This window comes from Micromonospora sp. WMMC415, from assembly GCF_009707425.1.
Taxonomy (GTDB): Bacteria; Actinomycetota; Actinomycetes; order Mycobacteriales; family Micromonosporaceae; genus Micromonospora.
On sequence record NZ_CP046104.1, the window covers coordinates 2,163,790 to 2,188,612 of the forward strand.

At 73.3% G+C, this 24,823-nt stretch carries 26 protein-coding genes; 19 read left to right on the forward strand and 7 right to left on the reverse strand.

Features of this window, described 5'->3' with window-relative positions; genetic code table 11:
• Window positions 1-118: 118 nt before the first annotated feature.
• Window positions 119-1,147 carry a mechanosensitive ion channel family protein gene (locus tag GKC29_RS10510; RefSeq protein WP_155334075.1) on the reverse strand — a complete coding sequence of 343 codons (1,029 nt, stop codon included), beginning with the start codon at window positions 1,145-1,147 and terminating at the stop codon, window positions 119-121.
• Between the two features lie 359 nt (window positions 1,148-1,506).
• Here GKC29_RS10510 and GKC29_RS10515 point away from each other — a divergent pair, with 359 nt between their 5' ends.
• The gene (locus tag GKC29_RS10515; RefSeq protein ID WP_155330642.1) at window positions 1,507-2,040 is read left to right on the forward strand and encodes an HNH endonuclease; all 534 of its coding nucleotides are present in this window, start codon (window positions 1,507-1,509) and stop codon (window positions 2,038-2,040) included.
• Window positions 2,041-2,051: 11 nt separating this feature from the next.
• Here the strand turns inward: GKC29_RS10515 and GKC29_RS10520 are convergent, their stop codons facing one another.
• The 3 genes from GKC29_RS10520 to GKC29_RS10530 all read right to left on the reverse strand — a co-directional run bounded on the left by GKC29_RS10520 (window position 2,052) and on the right by GKC29_RS10530 (window position 3,975).
• Window positions 2,052-2,918: a class F sortase gene (locus tag GKC29_RS10520; RefSeq protein WP_155330643.1), complete on the reverse strand. Its 867-nt coding sequence runs from the start codon at window positions 2,916-2,918 to the stop codon at window positions 2,052-2,054.
• A gap of 15 nt (window positions 2,919-2,933) precedes the next feature.
• On the reverse strand, window positions 2,934-3,398 hold the full coding sequence (locus GKC29_RS10525) for a hypothetical protein (RefSeq protein WP_196255905.1): 465 nt from the start codon (window positions 3,396-3,398) through the stop codon (window positions 2,934-2,936).
• Between the two features lie 115 nt (window positions 3,399-3,513).
• Window positions 3,514-3,975, reverse strand: a complete 462-nt coding sequence (locus GKC29_RS10530; protein ID WP_155330645.1) for an Lrp/AsnC family transcriptional regulator — start codon at window positions 3,973-3,975, stop codon at window positions 3,514-3,516.
• Between the two features lie 169 nt (window positions 3,976-4,144).
• Here GKC29_RS10530 and GKC29_RS10535 point away from each other — a divergent pair, with 169 nt between their 5' ends.
• From GKC29_RS10535 to GKC29_RS10600, 14 genes are all read left to right on the forward strand, one after another.
• A complete protein-coding gene (locus GKC29_RS10535; RefSeq protein ID WP_155330646.1) occupies window positions 4,145-5,047 on the forward strand; it encodes a tryptophan 2,3-dioxygenase in 903 nt (300 codons plus the stop codon).
• A 19-nt stretch (window positions 5,048-5,066) separates the two neighbouring features.
• The gene (gene kynU / locus GKC29_RS10540) at window positions 5,067-6,344 is read left to right on the forward strand and encodes a kynureninase (RefSeq protein ID WP_155330647.1); all 1,278 of its coding nucleotides are present in this window, start codon (window positions 5,067-5,069) and stop codon (window positions 6,342-6,344) included.
• A gap of 58 nt (window positions 6,345-6,402) precedes the next feature.
• Window positions 6,403-7,740: an NAD(P)/FAD-dependent oxidoreductase gene (locus tag GKC29_RS10545; RefSeq protein WP_155330648.1), complete on the forward strand. Its 1,338-nt coding sequence runs from the start codon at window positions 6,403-6,405 to the stop codon at window positions 7,738-7,740.
• Window positions 7,741-7,760: 20 nt separating this feature from the next.
• Window positions 7,761-9,242 carry a 2-hydroxymuconic semialdehyde dehydrogenase gene (locus tag GKC29_RS10550; protein ID WP_155334076.1) on the forward strand — a complete coding sequence of 494 codons (1,482 nt, stop codon included), beginning with the start codon at window positions 7,761-7,763 and terminating at the stop codon, window positions 9,240-9,242.
• Complete coding sequence (locus GKC29_RS10555) at window positions 9,239-10,036, forward strand: 2-keto-4-pentenoate hydratase (protein WP_155330649.1); 798 nt, start codon at window positions 9,239-9,241, stop codon at window positions 10,034-10,036. The genes GKC29_RS10550 and GKC29_RS10555 overlap by 4 nt, the downstream gene beginning before the upstream one ends.
• A complete protein-coding gene (locus tag GKC29_RS10560; RefSeq protein WP_155330650.1) occupies window positions 10,033-10,965 on the forward strand; it encodes an acetaldehyde dehydrogenase (acetylating) in 933 nt (310 codons plus the stop codon). The genes GKC29_RS10555 and GKC29_RS10560 overlap by 4 nt, the downstream gene beginning before the upstream one ends.
• Window positions 10,962-12,026, forward strand: a complete 1,065-nt coding sequence (gene dmpG / locus GKC29_RS10565) for a 4-hydroxy-2-oxovalerate aldolase (RefSeq protein ID WP_155330651.1) — start codon at window positions 10,962-10,964, stop codon at window positions 12,024-12,026. The genes GKC29_RS10560 and dmpG overlap by 4 nt, the downstream gene beginning before the upstream one ends.
• A gap of 55 nt (window positions 12,027-12,081) precedes the next feature.
• Window positions 12,082-12,855, forward strand: coding sequence for a 2-keto-4-pentenoate hydratase (locus GKC29_RS10570; protein ID WP_155330652.1), 774 nt, complete (start codon window positions 12,082-12,084; stop codon window positions 12,853-12,855).
• The gene (locus GKC29_RS10575; protein ID WP_155330653.1) at window positions 12,852-13,295 is read left to right on the forward strand and encodes a RidA family protein; all 444 of its coding nucleotides are present in this window, start codon (window positions 12,852-12,854) and stop codon (window positions 13,293-13,295) included. Before GKC29_RS10570 ends, GKC29_RS10575 begins: the two co-directional genes overlap by 4 nt.
• A complete protein-coding gene (locus GKC29_RS10580) occupies window positions 13,292-13,816 on the forward strand; it encodes a 3-hydroxyanthranilate 3,4-dioxygenase (protein WP_155330654.1) in 525 nt (174 codons plus the stop codon). Before GKC29_RS10575 ends, GKC29_RS10580 begins: the two co-directional genes overlap by 4 nt.
• Complete coding sequence (locus GKC29_RS10585) at window positions 13,816-14,817, forward strand: amidohydrolase family protein (protein ID WP_155330655.1); 1,002 nt, start codon at window positions 13,816-13,818, stop codon at window positions 14,815-14,817. The genes GKC29_RS10580 and GKC29_RS10585 overlap by 1 nt, the downstream gene beginning before the upstream one ends.
• A gap of 253 nt (window positions 14,818-15,070) precedes the next feature.
• Window positions 15,071-16,537: an amidase gene (locus GKC29_RS10590; protein ID WP_155330656.1), complete on the forward strand. Its 1,467-nt coding sequence runs from the start codon at window positions 15,071-15,073 to the stop codon at window positions 16,535-16,537.
• Window positions 16,538-16,608: 71 nt separating this feature from the next.
• Entirely contained in the window at window positions 16,609-16,899 is a 291-nt protein-coding gene (locus tag GKC29_RS10595) for a hypothetical protein (protein WP_155334077.1), read from the forward strand.
• Window positions 16,886-17,299 (forward strand): DUF5130 family protein, encoded by a 414-nt coding sequence (locus tag GKC29_RS10600; protein WP_155330657.1) that lies wholly within the window; start codon window positions 16,886-16,888, stop codon window positions 17,297-17,299. The genes GKC29_RS10595 and GKC29_RS10600 overlap by 14 nt, the downstream gene beginning before the upstream one ends.
• Before the next feature lie 117 nt (window positions 17,300-17,416).
• Here GKC29_RS10600 and pepN read toward each other — a convergent pair whose 3' ends face one another.
• Window positions 17,417-19,963 (reverse strand): aminopeptidase N, encoded by a 2,547-nt coding sequence (gene pepN, locus GKC29_RS10605; RefSeq protein ID WP_155330658.1) that lies wholly within the window; start codon window positions 19,961-19,963, stop codon window positions 17,417-17,419.
• A gap of 219 nt (window positions 19,964-20,182) precedes the next feature.
• On the opposite strand from pepN, the gene GKC29_RS10610 reads away from it, so the two are divergent.
• The 4 genes from GKC29_RS10610 (at window position 20,183) to GKC29_RS10625 (ending at window position 23,140) form a co-directional block, all read left to right on the forward strand.
• Complete coding sequence (locus GKC29_RS10610; RefSeq protein WP_155330659.1) at window positions 20,183-20,806, forward strand: disulfide bond formation protein DsbA; 624 nt, start codon at window positions 20,183-20,185, stop codon at window positions 20,804-20,806.
• A 172-nt stretch (window positions 20,807-20,978) separates the two neighbouring features.
• The gene (locus GKC29_RS10615; RefSeq protein ID WP_155330660.1) at window positions 20,979-21,278 is read left to right on the forward strand and encodes a hypothetical protein; all 300 of its coding nucleotides are present in this window, start codon (window positions 20,979-20,981) and stop codon (window positions 21,276-21,278) included.
• A gap of 123 nt (window positions 21,279-21,401) precedes the next feature.
• Window positions 21,402-22,601, forward strand: a complete 1,200-nt coding sequence (locus GKC29_RS10620) for a DUF1015 family protein (protein WP_155330661.1) — start codon at window positions 21,402-21,404, stop codon at window positions 22,599-22,601.
• A 71-nt stretch (window positions 22,602-22,672) separates the two neighbouring features.
• Entirely contained in the window at window positions 22,673-23,140 is a 468-nt protein-coding gene (locus GKC29_RS10625; RefSeq protein ID WP_155330662.1) for a ribose-5-phosphate isomerase, read from the forward strand.
• A 17-nt stretch (window positions 23,141-23,157) separates the two neighbouring features.
• On the opposite strand, the gene GKC29_RS10630 is transcribed toward GKC29_RS10625, so the two are convergent.
• Window positions 23,158-23,469, reverse strand: a complete 312-nt coding sequence (locus tag GKC29_RS10630) for a hypothetical protein (RefSeq protein ID WP_155330663.1) — start codon at window positions 23,467-23,469, stop codon at window positions 23,158-23,160.
• A 24-nt stretch (window positions 23,470-23,493) separates the two neighbouring features.
• The gene (locus GKC29_RS10635; RefSeq protein WP_155330664.1) at window positions 23,494-24,726 is read right to left on the reverse strand and encodes a GNAT family N-acetyltransferase; all 1,233 of its coding nucleotides are present in this window, start codon (window positions 24,724-24,726) and stop codon (window positions 23,494-23,496) included.
• Window positions 24,727-24,823: the final 97 nt, after the last annotated feature.

Consider the following 24,823-nt stretch of genomic DNA (forward strand, 5'->3'; position numbering starts at 1 on the left):
CGGGATTCTGCCCGAAAGTCCGACAACTGGCTAGGCCGGACGGGTTGATCGTCGCATCGCCGACTGAACGAACGGACGATATCCGAGGGGCCGGCCGGCGGGAACCCCGCTGCTTTCGTCAGGTGGCGCCCCCGACCCCGGTCTCGCCGGGCGCCCGTGCCGGCAGGCCCGGGTAGAGCCGAGCTGCGGCGATCTTGGCGGTGATCCCCGAGTTCTCCAGGGCCTCGGCCAGCCGGCGGCGCAGCTCCCGGCCCACCGCGAACTGCCCGTCCGCCGTCGTCTTCACCACGGTACGGATCACGGCGCCCTCCACCGTCATCTGCTCGACGCCCAGCACCTCCGGCGCCTCGACGATCTCCGGCGCCAGCTCCGGGTCCAGCGCGACCGAGGCGGCCGCCGTCCGCAGCACCGCCGTCGCCTCCTCGGTACTGGCGAAGCCGATGGGCAGGTCGACCACGACCAGCGCCCAGCCCTGGCTTTTGTTGCCGACCCGGATGATCTCGCCGTTGCGGATGTACCAGAGCACCCCCCGCCCGTCCCGGACCGTCGTCACCCGCAGCCCCACCGACTCGACCACACCGGTGGCCTCACCGAGGTCGACCGTGTCCCCGACGCCGTACTGGTCCTCGATCAGCATGAACAGGCCGGCGATCAGGTCCTTCACCAGGCTCTGCGCGCCGAAGCCGAGCGCCACGCCGGCGATGCCCGCGCTGGCGAGCAGCGGCGCCAGGTCGAAGCTGAACTCCTTGAGCACCATCAGCAGCGCGATGCCGAAGATGAACGCGGTGGCGAGGCTGCGCAGCACGGACCCGATCGCCTCGGCCCGCTGGCGCCGCCGCTCCGGGATGAACTCGCCCGGCTCGGTGGGCGCCGTGGGGATCCGTTCCCGCAGCGGCCGGAGCATGGTGGGTACGCCGGCCTCGCTGGTCGTCCGGACGAGCCGCTTGATCGTCCGGTGCACCAGCCACCGTGCCGCCACGGCCAGCAGCAGGATCAGGGCGATGCGCAGCGGCTTGATCAGGATCCAGTAGCTGCCCTCCGCGAACCAGACGGACCCGGTCAGCTCCCAGGCGCCGCGGCAGACCGTCTCGTCCAGGCACTCCGGGCTCGGGGTGCCCTCGGGGGCGGAGGTCGGCGCGGCCGACATGATCGAGATGGATTCATCCACCCTGTCTTCGTACCGCAAGCGGCCGGACCGCTGCCGGTCGACCCGCCACGGCGTGACCCGGACCGGGATCGGCGTCGACGTCCCGCCCGCGCGACCGGTCCCGGTCGCCGGCACCGGCCCGGCCGGCGGTCGTGATCAGGGCGAACCGGTCATCGGTGGCAGGGGTGGGGAAAGCTTCGGTGGGGGACCCCGGATTAGTACGTGCAATCCGGGGTCTTATCAGGGACGATTGGCGCACGGACGTCGGTGATCCGGGCCGGCGTCGGTCGGTGGGTCGCTGCGCCCGTTTCCGGCCGGCGGTGGCGAGCAGGGGCCGCTGAACCGGGAGGGTGAGCGCGATGCCTGACATACGACCCACGGTGGGCTCCGGCGCGCTCGTCCTCAACGCCACCTACGAGCCCCTGTGTGTCGTGTCCGTCCGTCGTGCCGCCATTCTCGTGCTCTCCGCGAAGGCCGTCTGCGTCGCCGACGGCGACGGCGTCCTGCACAGCGCCCGCAACTCGCTCCCGGTCCCGTCGGTCGTCCGGCTCACCCGCTTCGTCCGGGTGCCGTACCGCACGCACGTGGGCCTGTCCCGACGGGCGATCTTCGCCCGCGACGGCTGGCGCTGCGCCTACTGCCGGGGCCCGGCGGAGACCATCGACCACGTCTTCCCCCGCAGCCGGGGCGGCCGGCACGCCTGGGAGAACGTGGTGGCGGCCTGTGCCCGGTGCAACCACACGAAGGGCGACAAGACCCCCGCCGAGCTGGGCTGGCGGCTGCACGCGCTGCCGGCCGCCCCGAAGGGCACCGCGTGGCGCGTGCTCGGCCACCGGGCGCCCGACCCGCGCTGGGCGGACTGGCTGGACCTGCGCGAGCCCGAGGCGGCCTGAGCGGGCCGGGCTCACCGCGGCCGGGAGGTCACCAGCGAGGCGAACACCACGACGTTGTCGGCGTAGCCGGTCCCGCCGCCGACCCACCGGCCGCCGCAGGTCACCAACCGCAGGTTGGGCCGGCTGAAGTCGCCGAAGACCTGGTCGGCCGGGAATCTCTCCTTGTCGAACCGCTCCACCGAGTTGACCTCGAACACCGCCACCGTGCGGTCGGAGCGGGTCACCTCCACCTGGTCGCCCGCGTCGAGGGTGCGCAACCCGTGGAACACCGCCGGCCCGGTGGTGGTGTCCACGTGCCCGACGATGACGGCCGGGCCGTACTGCCCCGGGGTCGGGCCCTGGTCGTACCAGCCGGCCTCGTGGGCGCGGCCGGCGTCCGGCGCGGCGATGGTGCCGTCCGGGGCGAGCCCGACGGTGTGCACCGGGGCCGCCACGTCGATCGCCTCGATCTCGATGGCGACGGGCGGGCTCGCGGGCAGCACCGGGAACTTCTTCGGCGGCGGACGCAGGCCGGCCGTGAACCGGTCCGGCAGCAGGCTCACCCCGGTGATCCGCTCCACCCCGAGCATCGCGATGATCAGCACCATCAGCGTCCCGATCACCAGGACCGGCACACCCGGGTTCCGCGAGGGCACCAGCCGCCGGCCGGCGGCCACCCAGCGGTGGCGCGGACGCGCCGGCAGTGGACCGGCGGCCGGGTCGGTGGTGGGAACGCTGGCGGCGACGGTCTGCCCGGCGACCCGCCGCAGCCGCCGTGCGGTCGCGCCGGCCAGCCGGGCGGACGCCCGCAGCGCCCGCCGGGTGGCGGCCCCCGCCCGGGCCCGCCGGGTGGCCGCCCGGGCCCGGCCCGATCGGGTACGCCTGTGCGCTCCGGCCATGGCGGGAGGTGGAGGTCAGGAGCCGGCCCCGGAACGGCGGCTGCCGAAGAAGCCGAACCCGACGGCGAGGGCCACCGCGGCGATGCCACCGATCAGCAGCAGCGAGCCGGGTCCGCCGGCGGTGCCGCCGCCCCCGGTCGCCGGCCCCTTCGTGGGCTGCTGCATGTTCAGCACCGTCAGCGTCGTGGTCGCGGTGTTGCCGTTCTCGCAGCGCAGGTCCACCTGGTAGTCGCCCGGCTCCCTGCTGCCGGGGATGGTGACCTGCCCGGTGAGGAAGCCGTTGTCCGGCCGGAGGAACACCCGCCCGAAGGCGTCGGACTGCACCGTCGCCTGGCGGTTGTTGGCGTTGTCGCAGCTGGCCCGGATGCTGACCCGGGTGCCCGCCTGCGCCGGGTTCGGCGTCACCTCGACGAAGGCGTTCTCGGTGGCCCGCACGGGTGCGGCTCCGACCAGGACGAACGCCGCCACCAAGGCCAGCATGGCGAGTACGCGATGACCCCGCATGATTCCCCCTCCCGGTGACGACCACCGGAACCCCTCCCCGGGTGACCGGCCCTGCTTTCCCGCTGGCCCGGCGGCAAACCACGGGTGCGGGTCAGCGCCGGGCGGGTGGGGCGGGTGGGGGCAGTGGGGTGACCGGGTGCCAGTCCAGTGGGGTGGACAGAACCATGGTGCTGGACGGCTGGCCGTACGGGGCGAGTCGGTCGATGACCGCCTCGAACTCCCCGATCGACCCGGCCGCGACCTTCAGCATGCTGCACGCGTCGCCGGTGATCCGGTGGATCTCCATGATCTCCGGCCAGTCCTCCACCTCCGGGTCGTTGAGGATGCAACGGGCTCCGTAGCAGGACATCCGGATCAGCGCCACGACCGTCCGCCCGGCCCGGCTCAGGTCGACGTGCGCGTGGTAGCCGGTGATCACACCCGACTCCTCCAGCCGGCGTACGCGTTCCGCCACCGCCGGCGGGGACAGATGCACCCGCCGGGACAGTTCGCTGTACGACAGCCGGGCGTCGGCCTGCAGCTCGCGCAGCAGCGCCCAGTCCATCTCGTCCACGCACCGACCTTACGTTCTTCAACCGGATCGGTGCCATCGCCTTGCGATCAACAGGCAATTGGCCGGCAGAGACGTTGATCCGGCATTCCATTCGCCGTTCCCGCCGCGGGATCATGTCGGTCATCCGGCGGGGACGCCGGGTGACCCGGTATGTGGAGGGAGTGGACCGGTGGAACGGACGGACCTGCGGGCGGCCACCCGGGCGGCGGTGCGGCCGGTCACCCCGCGCCAGCGGGCCGCACGGGCCGCCAGCAACGGCGGCGAGCCGACGTTGGAGTTCGGCGGGCGGGTCCCGTACGACGCGTACGTGCAGGCCAGCACCCTGCACCGGTTGCAGGCGCCGCTCAGCGACGACCCGGGCGAGATGTCGTTCCTCATGGTCAGCCAGATCATGGAGTTGTACTTCGGGCTGACCTGCCACGAGCTGCGCGAGGCCCAGCGCCACCTGCGCGCCGACCGGATCTGGGACGCCCTGGCCCCGCTGCGCCGCGCCGCCCTGCACCTGGAGGGCCTGAACGCGGCCTGGAACGGCCTCCGCTGGATGACCCCGGCCGACTTCAACCGGTTCCGTAACCTGCTCGGCGAGGGCTCAGGTTTCCAGTCGGCGATGTACCGCCACCTGGAGTTCCTGCTGGGCCTCCGGGACGAGGCGCTGATCCGGCCGTTCCGCCGGCAGGCCGAGGTGTACGCCGAGCTGCGCGCCGCCCTGGCGGCCCCGAGCCTCTGGGACGACGTGGTCGCCCTGCTCGCCCGGCACGGGCACGAGGTCCCCGCCGAGCTGCTGGACCGGGACGTCACCGGCGAGCACCAGCCGCACCCCGCCGTCGAGGCCGCATGGGTACGGATCTACGACGAGGAGGCCGGGCCGGAGAACCACCTCCGCCTGCTCGGCGAGGCGCTGACCGAGGTGGCCGAGCAGTTCGGCGACTGGCGGTGGAACCACATCAAGGCCGTGCAGCGCACGATGGGCGCCAAGGTCGGCAGCGGCGGCTCCGCCGGGCTGGCGTGGCTGCAGCGCAGCATGGCCCGGGTGGTCTTCCCGGAGCTGTGGTCGGCCCGGACCGCGATGTGACCGAAGGACGAGACATCCCGTGACGAGCACCGAAGACGAGGCCCTCCGCCTCGACGCCGACGACCCCGGTCACCGGCGCCTGTTCCACGTTCCGGCCGCGGACGGCGGCCGCTACCCGGAGGCCGCCTACCTGGCCGGCAACTCGCTCGGCCTGCAGCCCCGGGCCACCCGGGACGAGCTCCTCGGCGACCTGGACGCGTGGCGGCGGCTGGGGGTGGAGGGGCACCTGGAGGCCGAGCGGCCATGGCTGCCGTACCACGAGCTGTTGACCGGGCCGGCCGCGCGACTGGTCGGCGCCCGGCCGGCGGAGGTGGTGGTGATGAACTCCCTCACCGTCAACCTCCACCTGCTGATGGTCAGCTTCTACCGGCCGGCCGGGGCTCGGACCCGCATCGTCATCGAGGACACCGCCTTCCCGTCGGACAGTTACGCCGTCCGCAGCCAGGCCCGCTTCCACGGCCTCGACCCGGACACGACGGTGGTGCGGTTGCGTCCCCGTCCCGGCGAGGACACCCTGCGCACGGCCGACGTGCTCGACCTCCTCGCGACCGAGGGCGACACCGTCGCACTGGTGCTGCTCGGCGGCGTCAACTACCTGACCGGCGAACTGATGGACATCCCGGCGATCACCGCGGCCGGCCGGGCGGCCGGTGCCGTCGTCGGCTGGGACCTCGCGCACGCCGCCGGCAACGTGCCGCTGCACCTGCACGACTGGGACGTGGACTTCGCGGCCTGGTGCTCGTACAAGTACCTGAACTCCGGTCCGGGGGCGCTGTCCGGCGTGTTCGTGCACGAGCGCCACCTCGGCGACCCGGCGCTGCCCCGCTTCGAGGGTTGGTGGAGCACCGAGGCGGCGACCCGTTTCGAGATGACGCCGGTCTCCCGGCCGCCGGCCACCGTGGAGGCCTGGCAGGTCTCCAACCCGCCGATCTTCGCCATGGGCCCGGTGCGCACCTCGCTGGAACTCTTCGACGCGGTCGGCATGCCGGCGCTACGGGAGCGCAGCGTGCGGTTGACCGGCTACCTGGAGCGGCTGCTGGACGAGGTGACGCCGGGACGGCCGCTCACCGTGGTCACCCCCCGCGACCCGGCCCGGCGCGGTGCTCAGCTCTCGGTGCGGATCGGCACCGGCAGCGCCGCCGGGCTGGCCAAGCGCCTGCGGCACGAGCACGGGGTGATCGCCGACGCCCGGGAGCCGGACATCCTCCGGTTCGCCCCGGTACCGCTGTACTGCTCGTACCACGACTGCTGGCGGGTGGCCGAGGCGCTGGCCGCGACGGTGGAGGTGTCCCGGTGAGCGCGAGGAGTGAGCCGGGTTTGCGAGCCCCGCAGTCGCGAACGAAGGGAAGGCGCCGATGAGCCAGGAACGCGACGAGATCGCCGTCGTCGGCGCCGGCCTCGCCGGCTGCCTGCTCGCCTGTTTCCTGGCCCGGCGCGGCTACCGGGTCGCCCTCTACGAGCGCCGGCCGGACCCGCGCACCGGGACGGTCGAGCGGGGCCGGTCGATCAACCTGGCGCTGTCCGAGCGCGGGCTGGACGCGCTGCGCCGGATCGGGCTGGACACCCAGGTGATGTCGGACGCGCTGCCGATGCGCGGCCGGATGATCCACCCGGTCGCGGGGGAGTCGCAGTTCCAGCCGTACAGCGCGGCCGGTGACCGGGCGATCAACTCGATCAGCCGGGGCGCGCTGAACAACGCCCTGCTGGACGCCGCCACCGCGCTGCCCGGTGTACGGGTCGCCTTCGACCATCGGCTGGTCGGCCTCGACCCGACCACCGGTGAGATGACCTTCGAGACGCCGCAGGGCAAGGTCCTGGCCACGTCGCCGGTCGTGCTCGGCGCCGACGGGGCCGGTTCCGCCGTACGCGGTCAGCTCCTCGGGCACGGGCTGCTCCGCGAGAGCGTGGACTTCCTCGACTACGGCTACAAGGAACTGACCATCCCGCCGCTGGGCGGGGACTTCGCGCTCGACCCGGAGGCGCTGCACATCTGGCCGCGGGGCACGTCGATGATGATCGCGCTGCCCAACCCGGACCGCTCCTTCACCTGCACGCTCTTCTGGCCCACCCACGGCACCGCGAGCTTCGCGTCGTTGGGCAGCCCGGCGGCCATCGAGCGGCACTTCGCGCAGCACTACCCGAACCTGCTGCCGCTGGCGCCGAACCTGGTCGACGACTACCAGCACAACCCGGTCGGGGTGCTGGGCACGGTCCGCTGCGACCCGTGGCAGGTGACCGGGCGGGTGGGCCTGCTCGGCGACGCGGCGCACGCCATCGTGCCGTTCTACGGGCAGGGCGCGAACTGCGCGTTCGAGGACGTGGTGGAGCTGGACCGCTGCCTCGACGAGTGCGCCGACGACTGGTCCGCCGCGCTGCCGCTGTTCCAGCGGCGCCGGCAGGACAACGCGGAGGCGATCGCCCAGATGGCCCTGGCCAACTTCGTGGAGATGCGCGACAAGGTCGCCTCGCCGCTGTTCCAGTTCGGCCGCCGGGTGGAACACGCACTGGAACGGGCCCTGCCCGGCCGGTACGTTTCCCGGTACGAGCTGGTGTCCTTCTCGACCACCCCGTACGCGGAGGTGCGCCGCCGGGTCCGTCGGCAGCACCGGATGCTCGGTGCCGCCGGCGTGGGGGCGGCGCTGCTGCTGGCCGGGGCGGTCGGGTCAGTGCTCCGCCGAGGGAGGCGTCGATGACCGGCTGGGACCCGCGGCTGATGACCGGGCACGCCCCGGACGGGCCGGGCCTGTTGCGCAACTTCGTCGCCGGGGAGTTCGTCGACGCCGGCCGCCGCTTCACCAAGCGCAGCCCGGTGACCGGTGAGCCGGTGTTCGAGGTCGTCGAGGCGACCGGGTCCACCGTGGACGACGCGGTGTCCGCCGCGCGGGCCGCGCTGCGGGGCCCGTGGGGCCGGATGGGGGAGCGGGAACGCGCCGAGGTGCTGCGCCGGGTCGCCGACGAGCTGGAACGCCGCTTCGACGACCTGGTGACCGCCGAGGTGGCGGACACCGGCAAGGCCATCTCGCAGGCCCGGACGCTGGACATCCCGCGCGGCGCGGCGAACTTCCGCGCCTTCGCCGAGATCGTCGCCACCGCGCCCACCGAGTCGTTCACCACGGTCACCCCGAGCGGCGGCCGGGCGCTCAACTACGCCGTCCGCAAACCGGTCGGCGTGGTCGCGGTGATCGTGCCGTGGAACCTGCCGCTGCTGCTGCTCACCTGGAAGGTCGCGCCGGCGCTGGCCTGCGGCAACGCGGTCGTGGTCAAGCCCAGCGAGGAGACGCCCGCCTCGGCGACGCTGCTCGCCGAGGTGATGGCCGCCGCCGGCGTGCCCGAGGGCGTGTTCAACCTGGTGCACGGCTTCGGACCGGGCTCGGCGGGGGAGTTCCTCACCCGGCACCCGGGAGTCGACGCGATCACCTTCACCGGCGAGTCGGCCACCGGCGGGGCCATCATGCGCGCCGCCGCCGACGGGGTGAAGGCGGTCTCCTTCGAGCTCGGCGGGAAGAACGCCGGGCTGGTCTTCGCCGACGCCGACCTGGACGCGGCGGTGGCCGGTTCGGTGCGCTCCAGCTTCACCAACGGCGGCCAGGTCTGCCTCTGCACCGAACGCGTCTACGTGCAGCGCCCCGTCTTCGAGGAGTTCACCGCCCGGCTGGCGAAGCGGGCCGCCGAGCTGCCGTACGGGTGGCCGGCCGACGAGGCCACGGTGAACATGCCGCTGATCTCGCACACCCACCGGGAGAAGGTGCTCGGGCACTACGAGCTGGCCCGCGCCGAGGGCGCCGACGTGCTCGCCGGGGGCGGCACGCCGCGCTTCGGCGACGCCCGCGACGGCGGCGCGTACGTGCAGCCGACCGTGCTCGCCGGGCTCGGCCCGGACGCCCGGACCAACCGGGAGGAGATCTTCGGCCCGGTCGTGCACGTCGCGCCCTTCGACGACGAGGACGAGGCGTACGCCCTCGCGAACGGCACCGAGTACGGCCTGGCGGCGGCCGTCTGGACCCGGGACGTGGGCCGCGCCCACCGGGCCGGCGCCCGGCTCGACGCGGGCATCGTCTGGGTCAACACCTGGTTCCTGCGCGACCTGCGCACCCCGTTCGGCGGGGTGAAGGCGTCCGGCATCGGCCGCGAGGGCGGCGTGCACTCGCTGGACTTCTACTCCGAACTCACCAACGTCTGCGTGGACCTGTCATGATCGATTACGAGGCCGCGGCCCGGGAGCTGACCGAGGCCCGGGAGAGCGGCAAGCCCTGCCCGCCGCTGCGCGGGCGGCTGCTCCCCGAGGGGGACGTCACCTCCGCGTATCTCGTGCAGCAGTTGCAGGTGCGGGAGTGGCTGCGGCGCGGCTACCGGCGGGTCGGCGCGAAGATCGGCCTGACCTCCCGGGCGGTGCAGGAGAGCTTCGGCGTCTACCAGCCGGACTTCGGCGTGCTGACCGAGGAGATGGCGGTGCCGGACGGTGTCGAGGTGGCGCTCGACCGGCTGCTCCAGCCCCGGGTGGAGGCCGAGATCGCCTTCGTGCTCGGCGCGGACCTGCCCGACGAGCGGATCACCACCGCCGACCTGACCCGGGCCGTGGACCACCTGCTGCCGGCGATCGAGATCGTCGACTCCCGGATCGCCGGCTGGGACATCTCCATCGTGGACACGGTCGCGGACAACGCGTCCAGCGGGCTGTTCGTGCTGGGCACCACGCCGCGCCGGCTCGCCGACGTCGACCTGCGGCTCGCCGGCATGGTGCTCGAACACGCCGGGGAGCCGGTCTCGGTGGGCGCCGGGGCGGCCTGCCTGGGCAACCCGCTGCACGCGTTGGCCTGGCTGGCGCAGACCCTCGCCCGCTCCGGCGACCCGCTGCGCGCCGGCGACGTCGTGCTCTCCGGCGCGCTCGGCCCGATGGTGCCGGTGACGCCCGGAGCGGCGTACGAGGCCCGGATCTCCGGCCTCGGGTCGGTGCGGACCTGTTTCTCTTCGTCCGAGGGGGCGGCATGACGGTCGGTGTGGCGGTGATCGGGTCGGGCAACATCGGCACCGACCTGATGATCAAGGTGTTGCGGCTCAGCGACACCCTGCGGATGGTCGCGATGGCCGGCATCGACCCGGCGTCGGACGGGCTGGCCCGGGCCCGCCGCCTCGGCGTCGCCACCACCGCCGAGGGCGTGGACGGGCTCGTCGCGATGCCCGAGTTCGCCGACGTGGAACTGGTCTTCGACGCCACCTCGGCCGGCGCGCACCGGCACAACGACGCCGTCCTACGAGCCCACGGGCGGACCGTGGTCGACCTGACCCCGGCGGCCATCGGCCCGTACGTGGTGCCGCCGGTCAACCTCGACGAGCACCTGCACGAGACCAACGTCAACATGGTCACCTGCGGCGGGCAGGCGACGGTGCCGATCGTCGCGGCCGTCGGCCTGGTCACCCCGGTCGCGTACGGCGAGATCGTCGCCTCGATCGCCTCGAAGTCGGCGGGTCCGGGCACCCGGGCCAACATCGACGAGTTCACCGAGACCACCGCCCGGGCCATCGAGGTGGTCGGCGGCGCCGAGCGCGGCAAGGCGATCATCGTGCTGAACCCGGCCAACCCGCCGCTGCTGATGCGGGACACGGTCTACTGCCTCTGCGCGGACGCCGACGCCGACCGGGTGGAGATCGCCGCGTCGGTCGCGGACATGGTGAAGCGTGTGCAGGAGTACGTCCCGGGCTACCGGCTCAAGCAGGACGTGCAGTTCGACCGGATCGACACGTACGTGCCGTCGCTCGGCCGGCACCTGACCGGGTTGCAGGTCTCGGTCTTCCTGGAGGTCTCCGGCGCCGGGCACTACCTGCCCGCGTACGCCGGGAACCTGGACATCATGACCTCGGCCGCCCTGCGCACCGCGGAGCGGCTCGTGGCCCTGCGCGTCGAGGGGGTGCGGGCATGACGGATCTGTACATCCAGGACGTGACGCTGCGGGACGGCATGCACGCCATCGCGCACCGGTACACGGTGGACCAGGTGCGGACCATCGCCGCCGCCCTGGACGCCGCCGGGGTGGCCGCCATCGAGGTGGCGCACGGTGACGGGCTCGCCGGGTCCAGCGTCAACTACGGGCACGGCGCGGCCGGCGACGCCGACTGGATCGCGGCGGCGGCCGAGGTGCTGACCACGGCGAAGCTCACCACGCTGCTGCTGCCCGGCATCGGCACCATCGCCGACCTGAAGGCCGCGAAGGCGCTGGGCGTGACCAGCGTGCGGATCGCCACCCACTGCACCGAGGCCGACATCTCCGCCCAGCACATCTCCTGGGCCCGGGAGAACGGCATGGACGTCTCCGGGTTCCTCATGATGTCCCACATGGACGACCCGGCCGGGCTCGCCGCCCAGGCCAAGCTCATGGAGTCGTACGGGGCGCACTGCGTCTACGTCACCGACTCCGGCGGGCGGCTGCTGATGTCCGACGTGGCCGAGCGGGTCGACGCGTACCGGCAGGTCCTGGAACCGGAGACGCAGATCGGCATCCACGCCCACCACAACCTGTCCCTCGGGGTGGCCAACAGCGTCGTCGCCGTCGAGCACGGCCGCGTCCTCGGCCCCACGCCGTCCGGTCCGGACGCCGTGGCCGGGCGTACCGTCCGGGTGGACGCCTCGCTGGCCGGCATGGGCGCCGGCGCCGGCAACGCGCCGCTGGAGGTCTTCGTCGCGGTCGCCGAACTGCGCGGCTGGAAACACGGCTGCGACGTGTTCGCGCTGATGGACGCCGCCGAGGACCTCGTCCGCCCGCTGCAGGATCGGCCGGTGCGGGTCGACCGGGAGACGCTGTCCCTGGGGTACGCGGGCGTCTACTCCAGCTTCCTCCGGCACGCCGAGCGGGCCTCGGCGAGGTACGGCGTGGACGTCCGCTCGATCCTGGTCGAGCTGGGCCGGCGCCGGATGGTCGGCGGCCAGGAGGACATGATCGTGGATGTGGCGCTGGACCTCGCCGGGCAGGGAGGAAACCAGTGAGCGCGAGGAGTGAGTCGGGGTTGCGAGCCCCGCAGTCGCGAACGAAGGTGGCACAGTGATCGGGCCGGACATCACCGGGATCGCCGGGACGTTGGGCGCGGCGGCCGACACCGCCACCGCGATCCCGCAGCTCGCCGCCGAGACCGGGCTCGACGTCGACTCCGCGTACGCGGTCCAGACCGCCCTGCTCCAGCGCCGGCTCGACCGGGGCGAGCGGCTCGTCGGCCTCAAGATGGGGCTGACCAGCAGGGCGAAGATGGCCCAGGTCGGTGTGGACGAGGTGATCTGGGGCCGGCTCACCGACGTGATGCGGGTCCCCGACGGCGGCGCGGTGTCCGTCGGCGACTTCATCCACCCCCGGGTCGAGCCGGAGGTGGCGTTCCTGCTGGACCGGCTGCCCGAGCCGGGCGAGCCGGTCGCCGACTTCGCCGACGCGGTCCGGGCGGTCGCCCCGGCGATCGAGCTGATCGACTCCCGGTACGCGAACTTCACCTTCTCCCTGCCCGACGTCATCGCCGACAACACCTCCGCCGGGGCGTTCGTGATCGGGCCGTGGTGCCCGGTGCCGGACGGCCTCGACAACCTCGGCGTGCTGCTGGAGATCGACGGACGGATCGCCCAGGTCGGGTCGACCGCGGCGATCCTCGGCGACCCGCGCCGCGCGCTGGACGAGGGCATCCGCCTCGCCGGCCGGCACGGCGTCCGGCTGCACCAGGGCTGGGTCTTCCTGGCGGGCGCTGCGACGGCGGCCGTCCCGCTGCGCCCCGGCGCGCACGTCCGTGCCGTCGTGGAGAAGCTCGGCACCGCGTCGCTGAGGGCGGCGGTGTGAGCGAGCAGTCGCGCACCCCGACCGCCCGGGTGGTGGCCGGCAAGGCCGTGCCCCGCGGGGCGTTCCCGCACGTCAAGGTCGCCGGCGGCTTCGTCTTCGTCTCCGGTACGTCCTCCCGCCGGCCGGACAACACCTTCGCCGGTGTCGAGGTGGACGAGTTCGGCACGACCAACCTGGACATCCGGGTGCAGACGCGGGCGGTGGTCGAGAACATCCGGGACCTGCTGCGGTCGGTCGGCGCGGACCTGGCCGACCTCGTGCAGGTCACGTCCTACCTGGTGAACATGAACGACTTCGGCGGCTACAACGAGGTGTGGGCCGAGTTCTTCGACGCGACCGGCCCCACCCGCACCACCGTCGCCGTCCACCAGCTGCCGCACCCGCACCTGCTGATCGAGATGCAAGCCGTCGCCCTTCTCCCGCAAGGAGGTCAGTCGTGAGTGAGATCGCCGAGCCGTTCAGCTTCCCCGGGTGGATCGCGGAGAACCAGCACCTGCTGAAGCCGCCGGTTGGCAACAAGGAGATGCTTCCCGGCAGTGACGACTTCATCGTGATGGTGGTGGGCGGCCCGAACCAGCGCACCGACTTCCACGTGGACCCGTACGAGGAGTTCTTCTACCAGGTCAAGGGCAACATGCACGTCAACCTGATGCTCCCGGAGGGGCCGCGGACGGTGCACGTCCGCGAGGGTCAGATGTGGATGCTGCCGCGCAACACCCCGCACTCGCCGCAGCGCCCCGAGGCCAGCTCGATCGGGATGGTCATCGAGCGGGTCCGCGAGGAGGGGACGCTGGAGAAGTTCCAGTGGTACTGCCCGTCGTGCCACGCGAAGGTCCACGAGGTGGAGCTCCAGGTGCGGGACATCGCCGCCGACCTGCCCCCGGTCTTCCAGGCGTTCTACGCCGACGAGAAGGCGCGCACCTGTGACAACTGCGGCGCGCTGCACCCGGGCAAGGGCTGATGCCGGGACCTGTCGTCGACGTGCACACGCACGTCGTACCGAAGGGGTGGCCGGACCTCGGCGTCGCGTGCGGCGGGTCCGGCTGGCCGTGGTTGCGGGTCGACTCCGAACGCGCGGCCATGATCATGGTCGGGGAAACGGAGTTCCGGCCGGTCGGCGCCGAGTGCTGGGACGCCGACACCCGGCTGGCCGACATGGCCGCCGACGGTGTCGACGTCCAGGTGGTCTCGCCGACCCCGGTCTTCTTCTCCTACGACCGCCCCGCCGACCAGGCGGTCAAGGTGGCCCGGATCTTCAACGACCTGACGCTGGAGGTCACCGCCGCCGACGGCGGCCGGCTGGTGCCGTTCTGCCAGGTGCCGTTGCAGGACCCGGAGGCCGCGTGCGCCGAGGTGGACCGGTGCCTCGCCGCCGGGCACGCCGGTGTGGAGATCGGCAACCACGTCGGTGACCGCGACCTGGACGACGGCGGGATCGTCGAATTCCTGACCCACTGCGCCGAGGTGGGCGCTCCGGTCTTCGTCCACCCCTGGGACATGCCGGGCGGGCCGCGGCTGGACCGCTGGATGGCCCGCTGGCTCACCGGGATGCCCGCCGAGACCCACCTGTCTGTCCTGGCGATGATCCTCGGCGGGGTCTTCGACAAGGTGCCGGAGACGCTGCGGATCTGCTTCGCGCACGGTGGCGGGAGCTTCCCGTTCTGGCTGGGCCGCGCCGACAACGCGTGGCGCCGGCGCGGCGACCTGGTGCGTGGCGCCTCGGCCGCCCCGCCCAGCGCGTACGTCGACCGGTTCTCCGTCGACTCGGTGGTGTTCGAGCCGGCGGCACTGCGGTTGCTCGTCGACACGATGGGGGTCGACCGGGTGCTGGTGGGCAGTGACTACCCGTACCCGCTGGGGGAACGGCCGGTCGGCGCGGTCGTGCACCGGTCCGACTTCCTCGCCCCGGACGAGCGGGACAAGCTGCTCGGCGGCAACGCGCTGCGCTTCCTGTACGGCTGAGACCGGGGCGGCCGGCGGCACGCGCCGCCGCGCGCCGCCGCCACCTGCCTGTTCGCTCCCTTTGCTCTGCTTCACCGGACGCACCGGTTCCGGCCGGTACCTGGTGCGTGGGTTGAAGCAGAGCAAAGGGCCTGCGGTGACACCTCCGGCCGCCGGGCGCGGCGTCGTGCGCGGCCGGCGGTCGGCCCGACCGCCCGCGCCGCTTCGGCGCGTGACGAGTGCGCCCGGGCCGGCCGCCGGGCAGGATGAGAACATGGCCGAGCCGCACGACCTGACCGCGCTGGAGCAGGCCGCCGCGATCGCGCGCGGCGAGCTGACCAGCCGGCAGGTGGTCGAGCACCACCTCACCCGGGTGGCCGCGCTCGGCGACACCGTCGGCGCGTTCGTCACGGTCACCTCGGACGCAGCGCTCGCCGCCGCCGACGCGGCCGACGCGGTCCCGGTCGAGGCGCGGGGGCCGCTGCACGGGGTACCCACCGCGATCAAGGACCTGACGCTCACCGCCGGTGTCCGCACCACCTTCGGCTCGGCCGCCTTCGCCGACTTCGTGCCGCCGGTCGACGCCGACGTGGTCGGCTTCATGCGCGCCGCCGGCCTGATCAGCCTCGGCAAGACCACCACGTCCGAGCTGGGCTGCTCGCTCTACTCCGAGGGCCTGGTCGCCCCGCCGGCCCGCAACCCGTGGAACCTCTCGTACACGGCGGGGGGTTCCAGCGGCGGCGCGGCGGCCGCCGTGGCGGCCGGGCTGGTGCCGGTGGCCCAGGGCTCCGACGGTGGCGGCTCGCTGCGCATCCCCGCCTCGATGTGCGGGCTGGTGGGCTACAAGCCCAGCCGCGGTCTGGTGTCCGGTGGGCCGATCGGGTTCGGGGCGTACGGCCTGCCCACCCACGGCCCGATCGGGCGGACCGTCGCCGACGTCGCCGCGCTGCTCGACGTCCTCTCGCAACCGGTCGCGGGGGAGCCCTACCTGGCGCCGCTCCCGCCCGCCGGCGGGTGGCTCGCCGCCGCCCGCGCCGCCGAGCCGGGACGGCTGCGGATCGGGCGCTTCACCACCCCGATGCTCGCCGAGGAGCCGGTCCACCCGGACTGCGTCGCCGCCGTGGACCGGGCCGCAGCCCTGCTCACCGCCGCCGGCCACGAGGTGGTCGAGGTGCCGTCGCCGCTCACCCCGGCGGCGTGGCCGCTGTTCGAGATCGTCTGGTACGTGCTGGCGCTCGCCCCGGTGCCGCCGGAGCGGGAGAGCGAACTGCTGCCGCTCACCCGGCTGCTGCGGGAGCGGGGCGCGGCGATCTCCGCCGCCACCCTCACCGCCACCCTCGGCGAGCTCCAGGCGCAGGTCCGCCTCGGTGTGCGCCGCACCGCCGGCTGCGACCTGCTGCTCTGCCCCACCCTCGCGGCGCCGCAGGCGCAGGTGGGCTGGTTCACCGAGGGGCACGACCCCGCGGAGGACTTCGACCGGCAACGGCGGTTCTCGCCGTACTGCGCCATCTTCAACGTCATGGGCGATCCGTCGGTGTCGTTGCCGGTGGGCGTCACCGCCGACGGGTTGCCCGTCGGGGTGCTGCTCAGCGGCCGGTACGGCGACGACGGGAGGCTCATCGCCACCGCTGCGCAACTGGAGCACTACGGTGGCGGTTGGGACCGCCACCCCGCAATCTGGCGTGCCGTCGGCTCCGCTAACGTGAATACCACAAGCGGAGTCGGGGAATCGTCTGCTTGATCGTCGACCCGACCCGGATTTCCTGGTCTCTCTTTCGCCTGGGGGCGTTGGGATTGTCTGTAACCGAGACGTTGCTGGTCTTCGTCGGCATCCCGGCGGCCGCGGTGCTGGTGATCGCCGGTCTGGCGTACGCCGGCAGCCGCGGCGGCGGTGGTGGCGGCGGCGGTAAGCGCTACCGGCCGGGCCGGCCCTTCGACTTCACTCCGGTCTGGTTTCTGAGCCGCCCGGAGGAGCTGGCCGACTCGGCCGGCACGGCGCTGGCCGCCGGCGCGCAGGCGCCCGCGCTGAGCAGCCGCAAGCAGGAGCAGGCCGGCATCGAGGCGCCGGCCGGTGGAACCGGAGGCGCAAGTGACCGTTGGTGAAATGCAGCCACAGTCGGGGACGGGGAACCCGCCGGACGTCCTGGACGGGCCGTTCTCGACCCGCCAGCTGCTGCGCATCGACGAGGCGCTGCGCCTGGCCGACCGCGGCACGGGCCTGGTCTTCTCGGTCTTCGTCGGCGGTCTCGACGAGCCGATCCGCGAGCACGCCCAGCGGCTGCACCGGCAGCTCGCCGAGCCCGACCGGTCCGTGCTGATCGCGGTCTCGCCCAACCAGCGGCAGCTGGAGATCGTCACCGGAAAACACGCGCGCAAGCGCATCCCCGACACGTACGCGAAGCTCGCCGCGCTCTCCATGGTCGCGGCCTTCGGCGGCGGTGACCTGACCGGCGGCATCATCACCGGCCTCGACCAGCTCGCCAGCCACGCCGGCAAGGGCTGAGGTGTAAGGAAGGGCCCCTTATTAACGCCTGAGGTAGAGAAGGGCACCCTTCTCACCGCGAACCGCCAACCGCCACCCGGTCCATTCTTCGGACCGGGTGGCGTCGTGTACTCCGGGTCACGCAGCCCGGGCGTCCTTGGCGCGGGCCTTCAGCGCGCGGACCACGCCGTCGCGACCCTCGGCGACCAGCCGCCGTAGCGGCGCCGGGTGGCCCGCACCGGCCAGCCAGGCGTCGGTCGCCTCGACGGTGTCGTCCTCGACCAGGTACGCCGGGTACGCGAGCTGCGCGAACTCCTGCGCGGGCTCGCTGTCCCGGCTGGCCCAGACCTGCGCGACGGTGGCGAAGTACCGCTCCCGGTAGGGCCGGACCAACTCCACCTGGGCCGGGTGGGTGAAGCCCTGCAGCAGCGCCCGGTGCCGCCAGTTCGGCAGCGGCTCCGGGCTGGTCAGCTGCGCCCACACGGCCGCCTTGTTCTCCGGGGTCGGCACGAGCGCGCGCGCGTACGCGGCCTCCCGCTCGCCGCTGGCGGTGCGGTCCGAGGCCAGTTCCGCCTCGACGTCGTCGGGGCCGGCCGCGCCGTTGGCCACCAGGGCGGTGAGCAGCGTCCAGCGCAGCTCGGTGTCGACGGTCAGGCCGGCCGGCACGCCGCTGCCGTCCAGCCAGCCGCGCAGCGTCGCCAGGTCCTCCGACGAGCGGGCGGCCGAGGCGTACGCGCGGGCCCAGGCGAGCTGGAAGCCGCTGCCGGGCTCGGCGGCGGTGAGAGCGGTCCTCGCGGTCCGGGCCAGGTCGGCCCAGCCGGTCGGCGCCCACACCGGGTCGGCGTAGAAGGTGAGCGCGGTGGTGGCCTGCCGCAGGGTGGCCGTGACCAGGTTGATGTCCGTCTCGGCGGGCAGGCCGGCGAGCGCCAGCGCCACGTAGTCCCGGGCGGCCAGCTCCGCGTCGCGGATCATGTCCCAGGCCGCGGTCCAGCAGAGCGCCCGGGCGAGCGACGACTCGAAGCCGGCGATGTGCTGCACCACGGTCGCCATGGACCGTTCGTCGAGCCGCAGCTTCGCGTACGTCAGGTCGTCGTCGTTGAGCAGCAGCACGTCGGCCGCGCGGACCCCGGCCAGCTCGGCCAGCTCGGTCGCCTCGCCGGTGACGTCCACCTCGACGCGCTCGCGACGGACCAGCCGGCCGTCGCTGAGGTCGTACAGGCCCACGCCGATCCGGTGCGTCCGCAGGGTCGGGTGTCCGGTCGGCGCCTCCTGACGGACGACGACGCGCTCGTACGTGCCGTCGGCGCCGATCGTGACCTGCGGGCGCAGCGTGTTGACCTGCGCGGTCTCCAGCCACTGCGCGGCGAACTTGCGCAGCTCCCGCCCGGAGGCCGCCTCCAGCTCGGACAGCAGGTCGTCGAAGGTCGCGTTGCCCCAGGCGTGCTTGCCGAAGTACGACCGCAGGCCGGCCAGGAACGGCTCCTCACCGACGTACGCGACGAGTTGCTTGAGCACGCTGGCGCCCTTGGCGTACGTGATGCCGTCGAAGTTGACCTCGACCGCCTCCAGGTCCGGCATCTCCGTGTAGACGGGGTGGGTGGAGGAGAGCTGGTCCTGCCGGTAACCCCAGTTCTTCCGGATGGAGAGGAAGGTCGTCCACGCGTCGGTGAACCGGGTGGCGTTGGTGTTGCACCAGTGGCTGGCCCACTCCGCGAACGACTCGTTGAGCCACAGGTCGTTCCACCAGCGCATGGTGACCAGGTCACCGAACCACATGTGCGCCATCTCGTGCAGGATCGTGTTGGCGCGCTGCTCGTACTCGAAGTCGGTGACCTGCGAGCGGAAGATGTAGTGCGACTCGGCGTGCGTGACGCAGCCGAAGTTCTCCATCGCGCCGGCGTTGAAGTCCGGCACCCAGAGCTGGTCGTACTTCGGCAGCGGGTAGCGCACCTCGAACTTCTCGTGGAAGAAGTCGAAGCCCTGCTTCGTGATGAGGAACAGGTCCTCGGAGTCCAGATGCGGCGCCATCGAGGCCCGGCAGAAGACGCCGAGGTCGATGCCGTCGTGACTGTCCCGCACCTCGTGGTACGGGCCGGCGCACAGCGCGGTGATGTAGGTGCTCATCCGCGCCGACTCGACGAAGTGGACCGCCTTCAGGCCCTCGCCCGCCGCCTCCTCGCGGTCGACCGGCATGTTGGAGACGACCTTCCAGTGCGCCGGCACCGTGGCGTGCCAGGTGTAGACGCTCTTCAGGTCGGGCTGGTCGAAGGCGGCGAACACCCGCTGGGCGTCGGCCGTCTCGAACTGGCTGTACAGGTAGGTCTCACCGTCGACCGGGTCCACCGTGCGGTGCAGCCCCTGCCCGCTGTTCGAGTACGCGAAGTCCGCGTCGACGACGAGCCTGTTCTCCTCGGCCAGCCCGGGCAGGGTCAGGCCCTTCTCCGCCGACCAGCCGCTCAGGTCCAGCGCGGTGCCGTTCAGCGTCGCGGACCGCACCGAGTCGGCGGCCACCTCGATGAACGTGCTGGCACCGGGTTCGGTGCACCGGAACCGGACCTCGGTCGTCGACCGGAAGGTGCGGCCCTCGGCCTGCACGGCGCTCGACAGGTCCAGACTGATGTCGTACCCGGTCACGTCGAGCAGGCGGCCCCGCTCGGTGGCCTCCACCTGCGTCAGGTTGCGCACTCCCGGCACTGTTCGTCTCCATCTCTCGTCTCGCCGTACGCCGACCGCGGCGCCGTCCGGCGACCGTTCGTGACGGCCGCGCCGATCGAGTCTTGCACGCGTGCCGGCCCCACGGTGGGCCAGCTCACGCTCTCATTCCGGTGTCGGGCGTCGGACGCCGGGGTGAAGATCGGTGCAGACGTCGAGGACCGGCGTCACCCGTCGTGAAGGGACCCCACCGTGAGCGAGCGTGTCACCGTCGACATGTGGTTCGATCCGATCTGCCCGTGGGCGTGGATCACGTCCCGCTGGCTGCTGGAGGTCGAGCAGGTGCGGGAAGTGGACATCCGCTTCCACGTGATGAGCCTGTCGGTGCTCAACGAGGGCCGGGACCTGCCCGAGGAGTACCAGGAACTGATGCGTACCGGCTGGGGGCCGGTGCGGGTCTGCATCGCCGCCGAGCAGCGGTACGGCACCGGGTCGCTCCGTGACCTGTACACCGCGCTCGGCACGCGGATCCACCTCGGGCAGGAGAAGCTCTCCCCGGAGCTGTTCGCCGCCGCGCTGTCCGACGCCGGTCTGGACCCGGCGCTGGCCGGGGCCGCCGACGGCGCCGGGTACGACGAGGCGCTGCGCGCCAGCCACGAGGCCGGCATGCGGCCGGTCGGCACCGACGTCGGCACGCCGGTCATCCACGCCCCGGGTCCGGACGGTTCGCCGGTCGCGTTCTTCGGCCCGGTCATCACCCCGGCCCCGAAGGGCGAGGCCGCCGGCCGGCTGTGGGACGGCGTGCTCCTGGTCGCCGGCACGCCCGGCTTCTACGAGCTGAAGCGCTCCCGCGAACTCGGCCCCATCTTCGACTGAGGCGCAAGGAAGGGCCCCCTGTTAACGCCTTCCGCGGTGCAGGGGGCCCTTGTTAACACTGCGCCGCCCCGGCTACCTCCCCGTCACCCGCCCTCGGGCGGATTCGTTGGCCTCCATGTCCGCCGCATCGACCCGCAGGGGCCGCACCCCGCAGCTCGTGGAGGCATTCCTCATGGCCAAGCACCGTGCGTCCGGTGACGAACCGTCGACCCGGGAGGAGGCGAACGACGATTCCGCGTACTGGTCGGTCGACGACTCCCGCTGGCCGGCGGTCCGTCCCGACCTCCCCACGCACATGGTGGACCTGCTCGCTCCGCCGATCGTCGTCGGCGTGGCCCGCGTACCGGTCACGTCCCGGCTGACCCCGCCCGGCGCCAAGCCGCCGGATCGCGCGCGCCACGCCGTGGCGCCCCGCCGGCCGGTCACGCCGGTGGTGCCGGTCGGTCGGCACCGTCAGGCACTCGACGGCTGAGGACGTGTTAACAGGGGACCCCTCCTATACCGGAGGCGTTAGGAGGGGTCCCTTCCTTTCATCTGGTGGGCGGGGAGTGGGTCCGGGATACGGCGACGGTCCGCACCGGTAGCGTCAGCGCACATGACGGTCGTCCATCCGATCGCCCGGGCCTGGATCACCACCGGCGGCACCGGCGCGCAGAACTACGACGAGTTCGCCGACGACGCGGAGATCACCGCGATCATCGAGGCGAACCCGCACAGTGCCCTCGGCATCGAGATGCCGCACCGGGCGCCGGAGAGCCTGGGGAAGCCGTTCCTGGACGCGCTGCCCGACGCGGTGGCCCGGCTCGCCGAGGCCAAGGCGGACGGCAGCTACACGCCCGCCGAGCAGGTGGTGGTCCTCTACCGGATCAGCGCGCCGGGCGAGGAGCCCGCGTACGGGCTGTTCGCCATGGTCGACACCGAGCAGATCTCGACCCGGGCCGACGAGCCCGGCCTGGTGATCCGCAACGAGGACGTCTTCATCGCCAAGGTGCGCGAGCGGGTGGCCCTGGCCGACGCGCTGGGGCACCTGCTCTCGCCCGTACTCCTGCTCCAGACCGGGCGGGGCGACGAGCTGCACGCCGCGCTCGCGGCGGCGACCGACGCGGCCGGGGCGCCCGCCGCGACCGACGTCGACCAGGCCGGGCGCACGCACGCCATCTGGCTGGTCGGCCCGGGCCCGCGGCAGGACGAGCTGACCGCCCTGGCCGGCGGCGGCGAGCTGGTCGTCGCCGACGGCAACCACCGCAGCCTCGCCGCCCAGACCGGCGGGCTGCCGCGCTTCCTGGCCGTGGTCACCACGCCGGCCTCGGTCGCCATCCAGCCGTACAACCGGCTTGTCAGCGAGCTGACGACCAGCCCGGACGAGCTGCTCGACCGGTTGCGCGCCGCCGGCGCCGAGGTCACGCCGATCACCGGCCCGGTCGAGGTCCCGGCGGCCGGCGGCACCGTCCACCTCCGGCTCCCCGACTCGGGGTACGCGGTACGCCTGCCCCACGTCGGCGCGGGCCGCCTGGAGAACCTGGACCACGCGCTGGTCGAGCGCCTGCTGCTGCGGGACGCGCTGGGGCTGGACCCGGGGGACAAGCGGGTCACCTACGTCGGCGGCGACTACCCGGCGAGCTGGCTGACCGGGGAGGTCGACGCCGGCCGGGCGGAGCTGGCCGTCCTCATCGCGCCGGTGACCGTCGACGACTTCGTCGCGGTGAACCTCGCCCGGGAGAAGATGCCGCGCAAGAGCACCTGGTTCACCCCGAAGGCACGCGGCGGCCTGGTCGTCGCCGAGTTGGAGCGCTGAGCTGTGACGAATCCGCCTCCGTGCCGCCGCCCGCGCGCCGGCACGGAGGCGGGCCTGTCAGACTGCGCGTTATGCGCGTCTACCTGGGATCCGACCACGCCGGCTTCGAGCTGAAGGTGCACCTGGCCAACCACCTGGCCAAGCAGGGGTACGACGTGGTCGACGTCGGCCCGCACGCCTTCGACCCGGACGACGACTACCCGGCGTTCTGCCTGCACACCGGTGACCGGGTGGTCGCCGACGCGGGAAGCCTCGGTGTCGTCATCGGCGGCTCGGGCAACGGCGAGCAGATCGCTGCCAACAAGATCGCCGGGGTGCGGGCGGCGCTGGCCTGGAACATCGACACCGCCCAGCTCGCCCGCGAGCACAACGACGCCAACGTCGTCGCGGTGGGCGCCCGGCAGCACACCCTCGACGAGGCGACCGCCATCGTGGAGGCGTTCCTGACCACCTCGTTCTCCGGCAACGAACGCCACTCCCGCCGCATCGGCCAGGTCGCCGAGTACGAGAACACCCGGACGCTGCCGCCCCTGCCCTGATCCGCCGCCGGCGGGGGTCAGCGGCGGGGTAGGTCCTCCCGAGGCGTCCAGTTCCGGCGGACCAGGACCACCCGGGTCTCGGCCTCGGCCAGGTCCTGCTCGGTCGGCCGGGCGGCGTCCCGCGCGCGCATCGCCGCGGTCACACCCACCTGCGACGACCCCGAGCCGACCAGCCCACGCAGCCCGCGTTCCCCCTCCTCCGGGCCGCCGCGACGGGTTCGCGGCGGCCCGTCGCCGTCGTGCACCCCTGACGTCGCCGCGCTCGGCCCCTCGGCGCCACCCTCGGCGTGGTGCCGGTGCCGGCGTCGCCGTCGCTCCACGTCACCCATCAGCCGACCGTACCGCGCAGGGCCCTAGAACACCTCCCTGCTGGCGGGGGCGCGGTGCCAGCCGAAGGCCGGCCCGGCCGTCGCCAGCGCACCGGGCCGCAGCTCGCGGACGCGGCCGGCCGTGGCGAGCGCGCCCACCGTCGCCCCGCCCAGGTAGAGCTCGCCCAGGCAGCGGACGTCGCAGGCCAGCTCGGCCGGTTGGTCGGCGGGGACGCAGGTCGCTCCGTCGGGCCCGCCGGTGAGCCGCCACCGCCCGGCGTTTTCCGGCAGCAGGTCGTCGGTGACCTCCAGCACCACGTCGACCGGGGTCGCGTACCGGCGGCCGGCGAGTGCGGCCGGCAGGTCGACCACCCGCAGCCAGAGCCCGTCGACCAGCGTCGCGCCGAGCCGGCGCGGTTCGTCGACCAGGCGCAGCAGCGGCTCGTCCACCGCGGCCGCGCGGTACGTGAGCCGCCGCGTCAGGTCGAGGGAGAGCAGCAGCCGCCACATCGCGACGTACGCGGCCGGACTGCCGGTCACCACCTCGTCGACGGTGGTGAGCGCGTTCGGCCCGGTGGCGGCCCACTCGCCCTTCGTGCGGAAGAGCCCGTACCCGTCCACCCCGTCCGGGCCCTCGTGGAGGACGGCCCGGCGCTCGGTGGCGCCGCCGCGCTGGGCGGGCGGGTCGGCCAGCACGTAGTCCCACCACACCTCGCCACGACTGGACCAGCCGGGCCGGTCGGGGCGTACCTCGTCGTACACCCGGGTCAGCGTGGCCCGGCAGTCGACCGCGCGGGTCAGGCGGAGCCGGCCCTCGGCGGGCGTCGGGTCGGGCAGGCGCAGCTCCGTGGTGTCGGCCTCCGCGACGAGGCGCTGCGTGGCCAGGCCGTAGCCGAAGCGCGGGTAGATCCGGCCCTCGCTGGCCCAGAGGACCGCGACCGGCTCCCGTCCGGCGTCCCGGACCTCGCGCAGCTGCCGTCGCATCATCTCGGTGAGCAGCCCCCGGCGGCGGTGTGTGGGCGCGACCCCCACCATGCTCACGTGCGCGGCGGGCACGCGGGCCCCCGGCACCGTCAGCACGCGGGTGAACGCGGTGGCGCTCGCCACGAGATCGGGGCCGTCCCGGACGAGCAGGGTGCGCTCCGGCTCCAGGAGGGTCTTCTCGACCGCCCACGACTCGGAGTCGAAGCCGCCGTGGAAGAGTGCGCCGAGAAGTTCGCCCAGCTCGTCGAACTCCTCTTCCCGGGCGGTCGTGAAGCGCAGTGGGGGATTCGTCATGGTGCTCTGTCTAGCCGACCGGTCCGCGTCCGACGACCGATTTGAGCGCTGGCTACCCTCGATAGTCAGACGGGGTCCGCTGGTTCCCGTCGGTCCA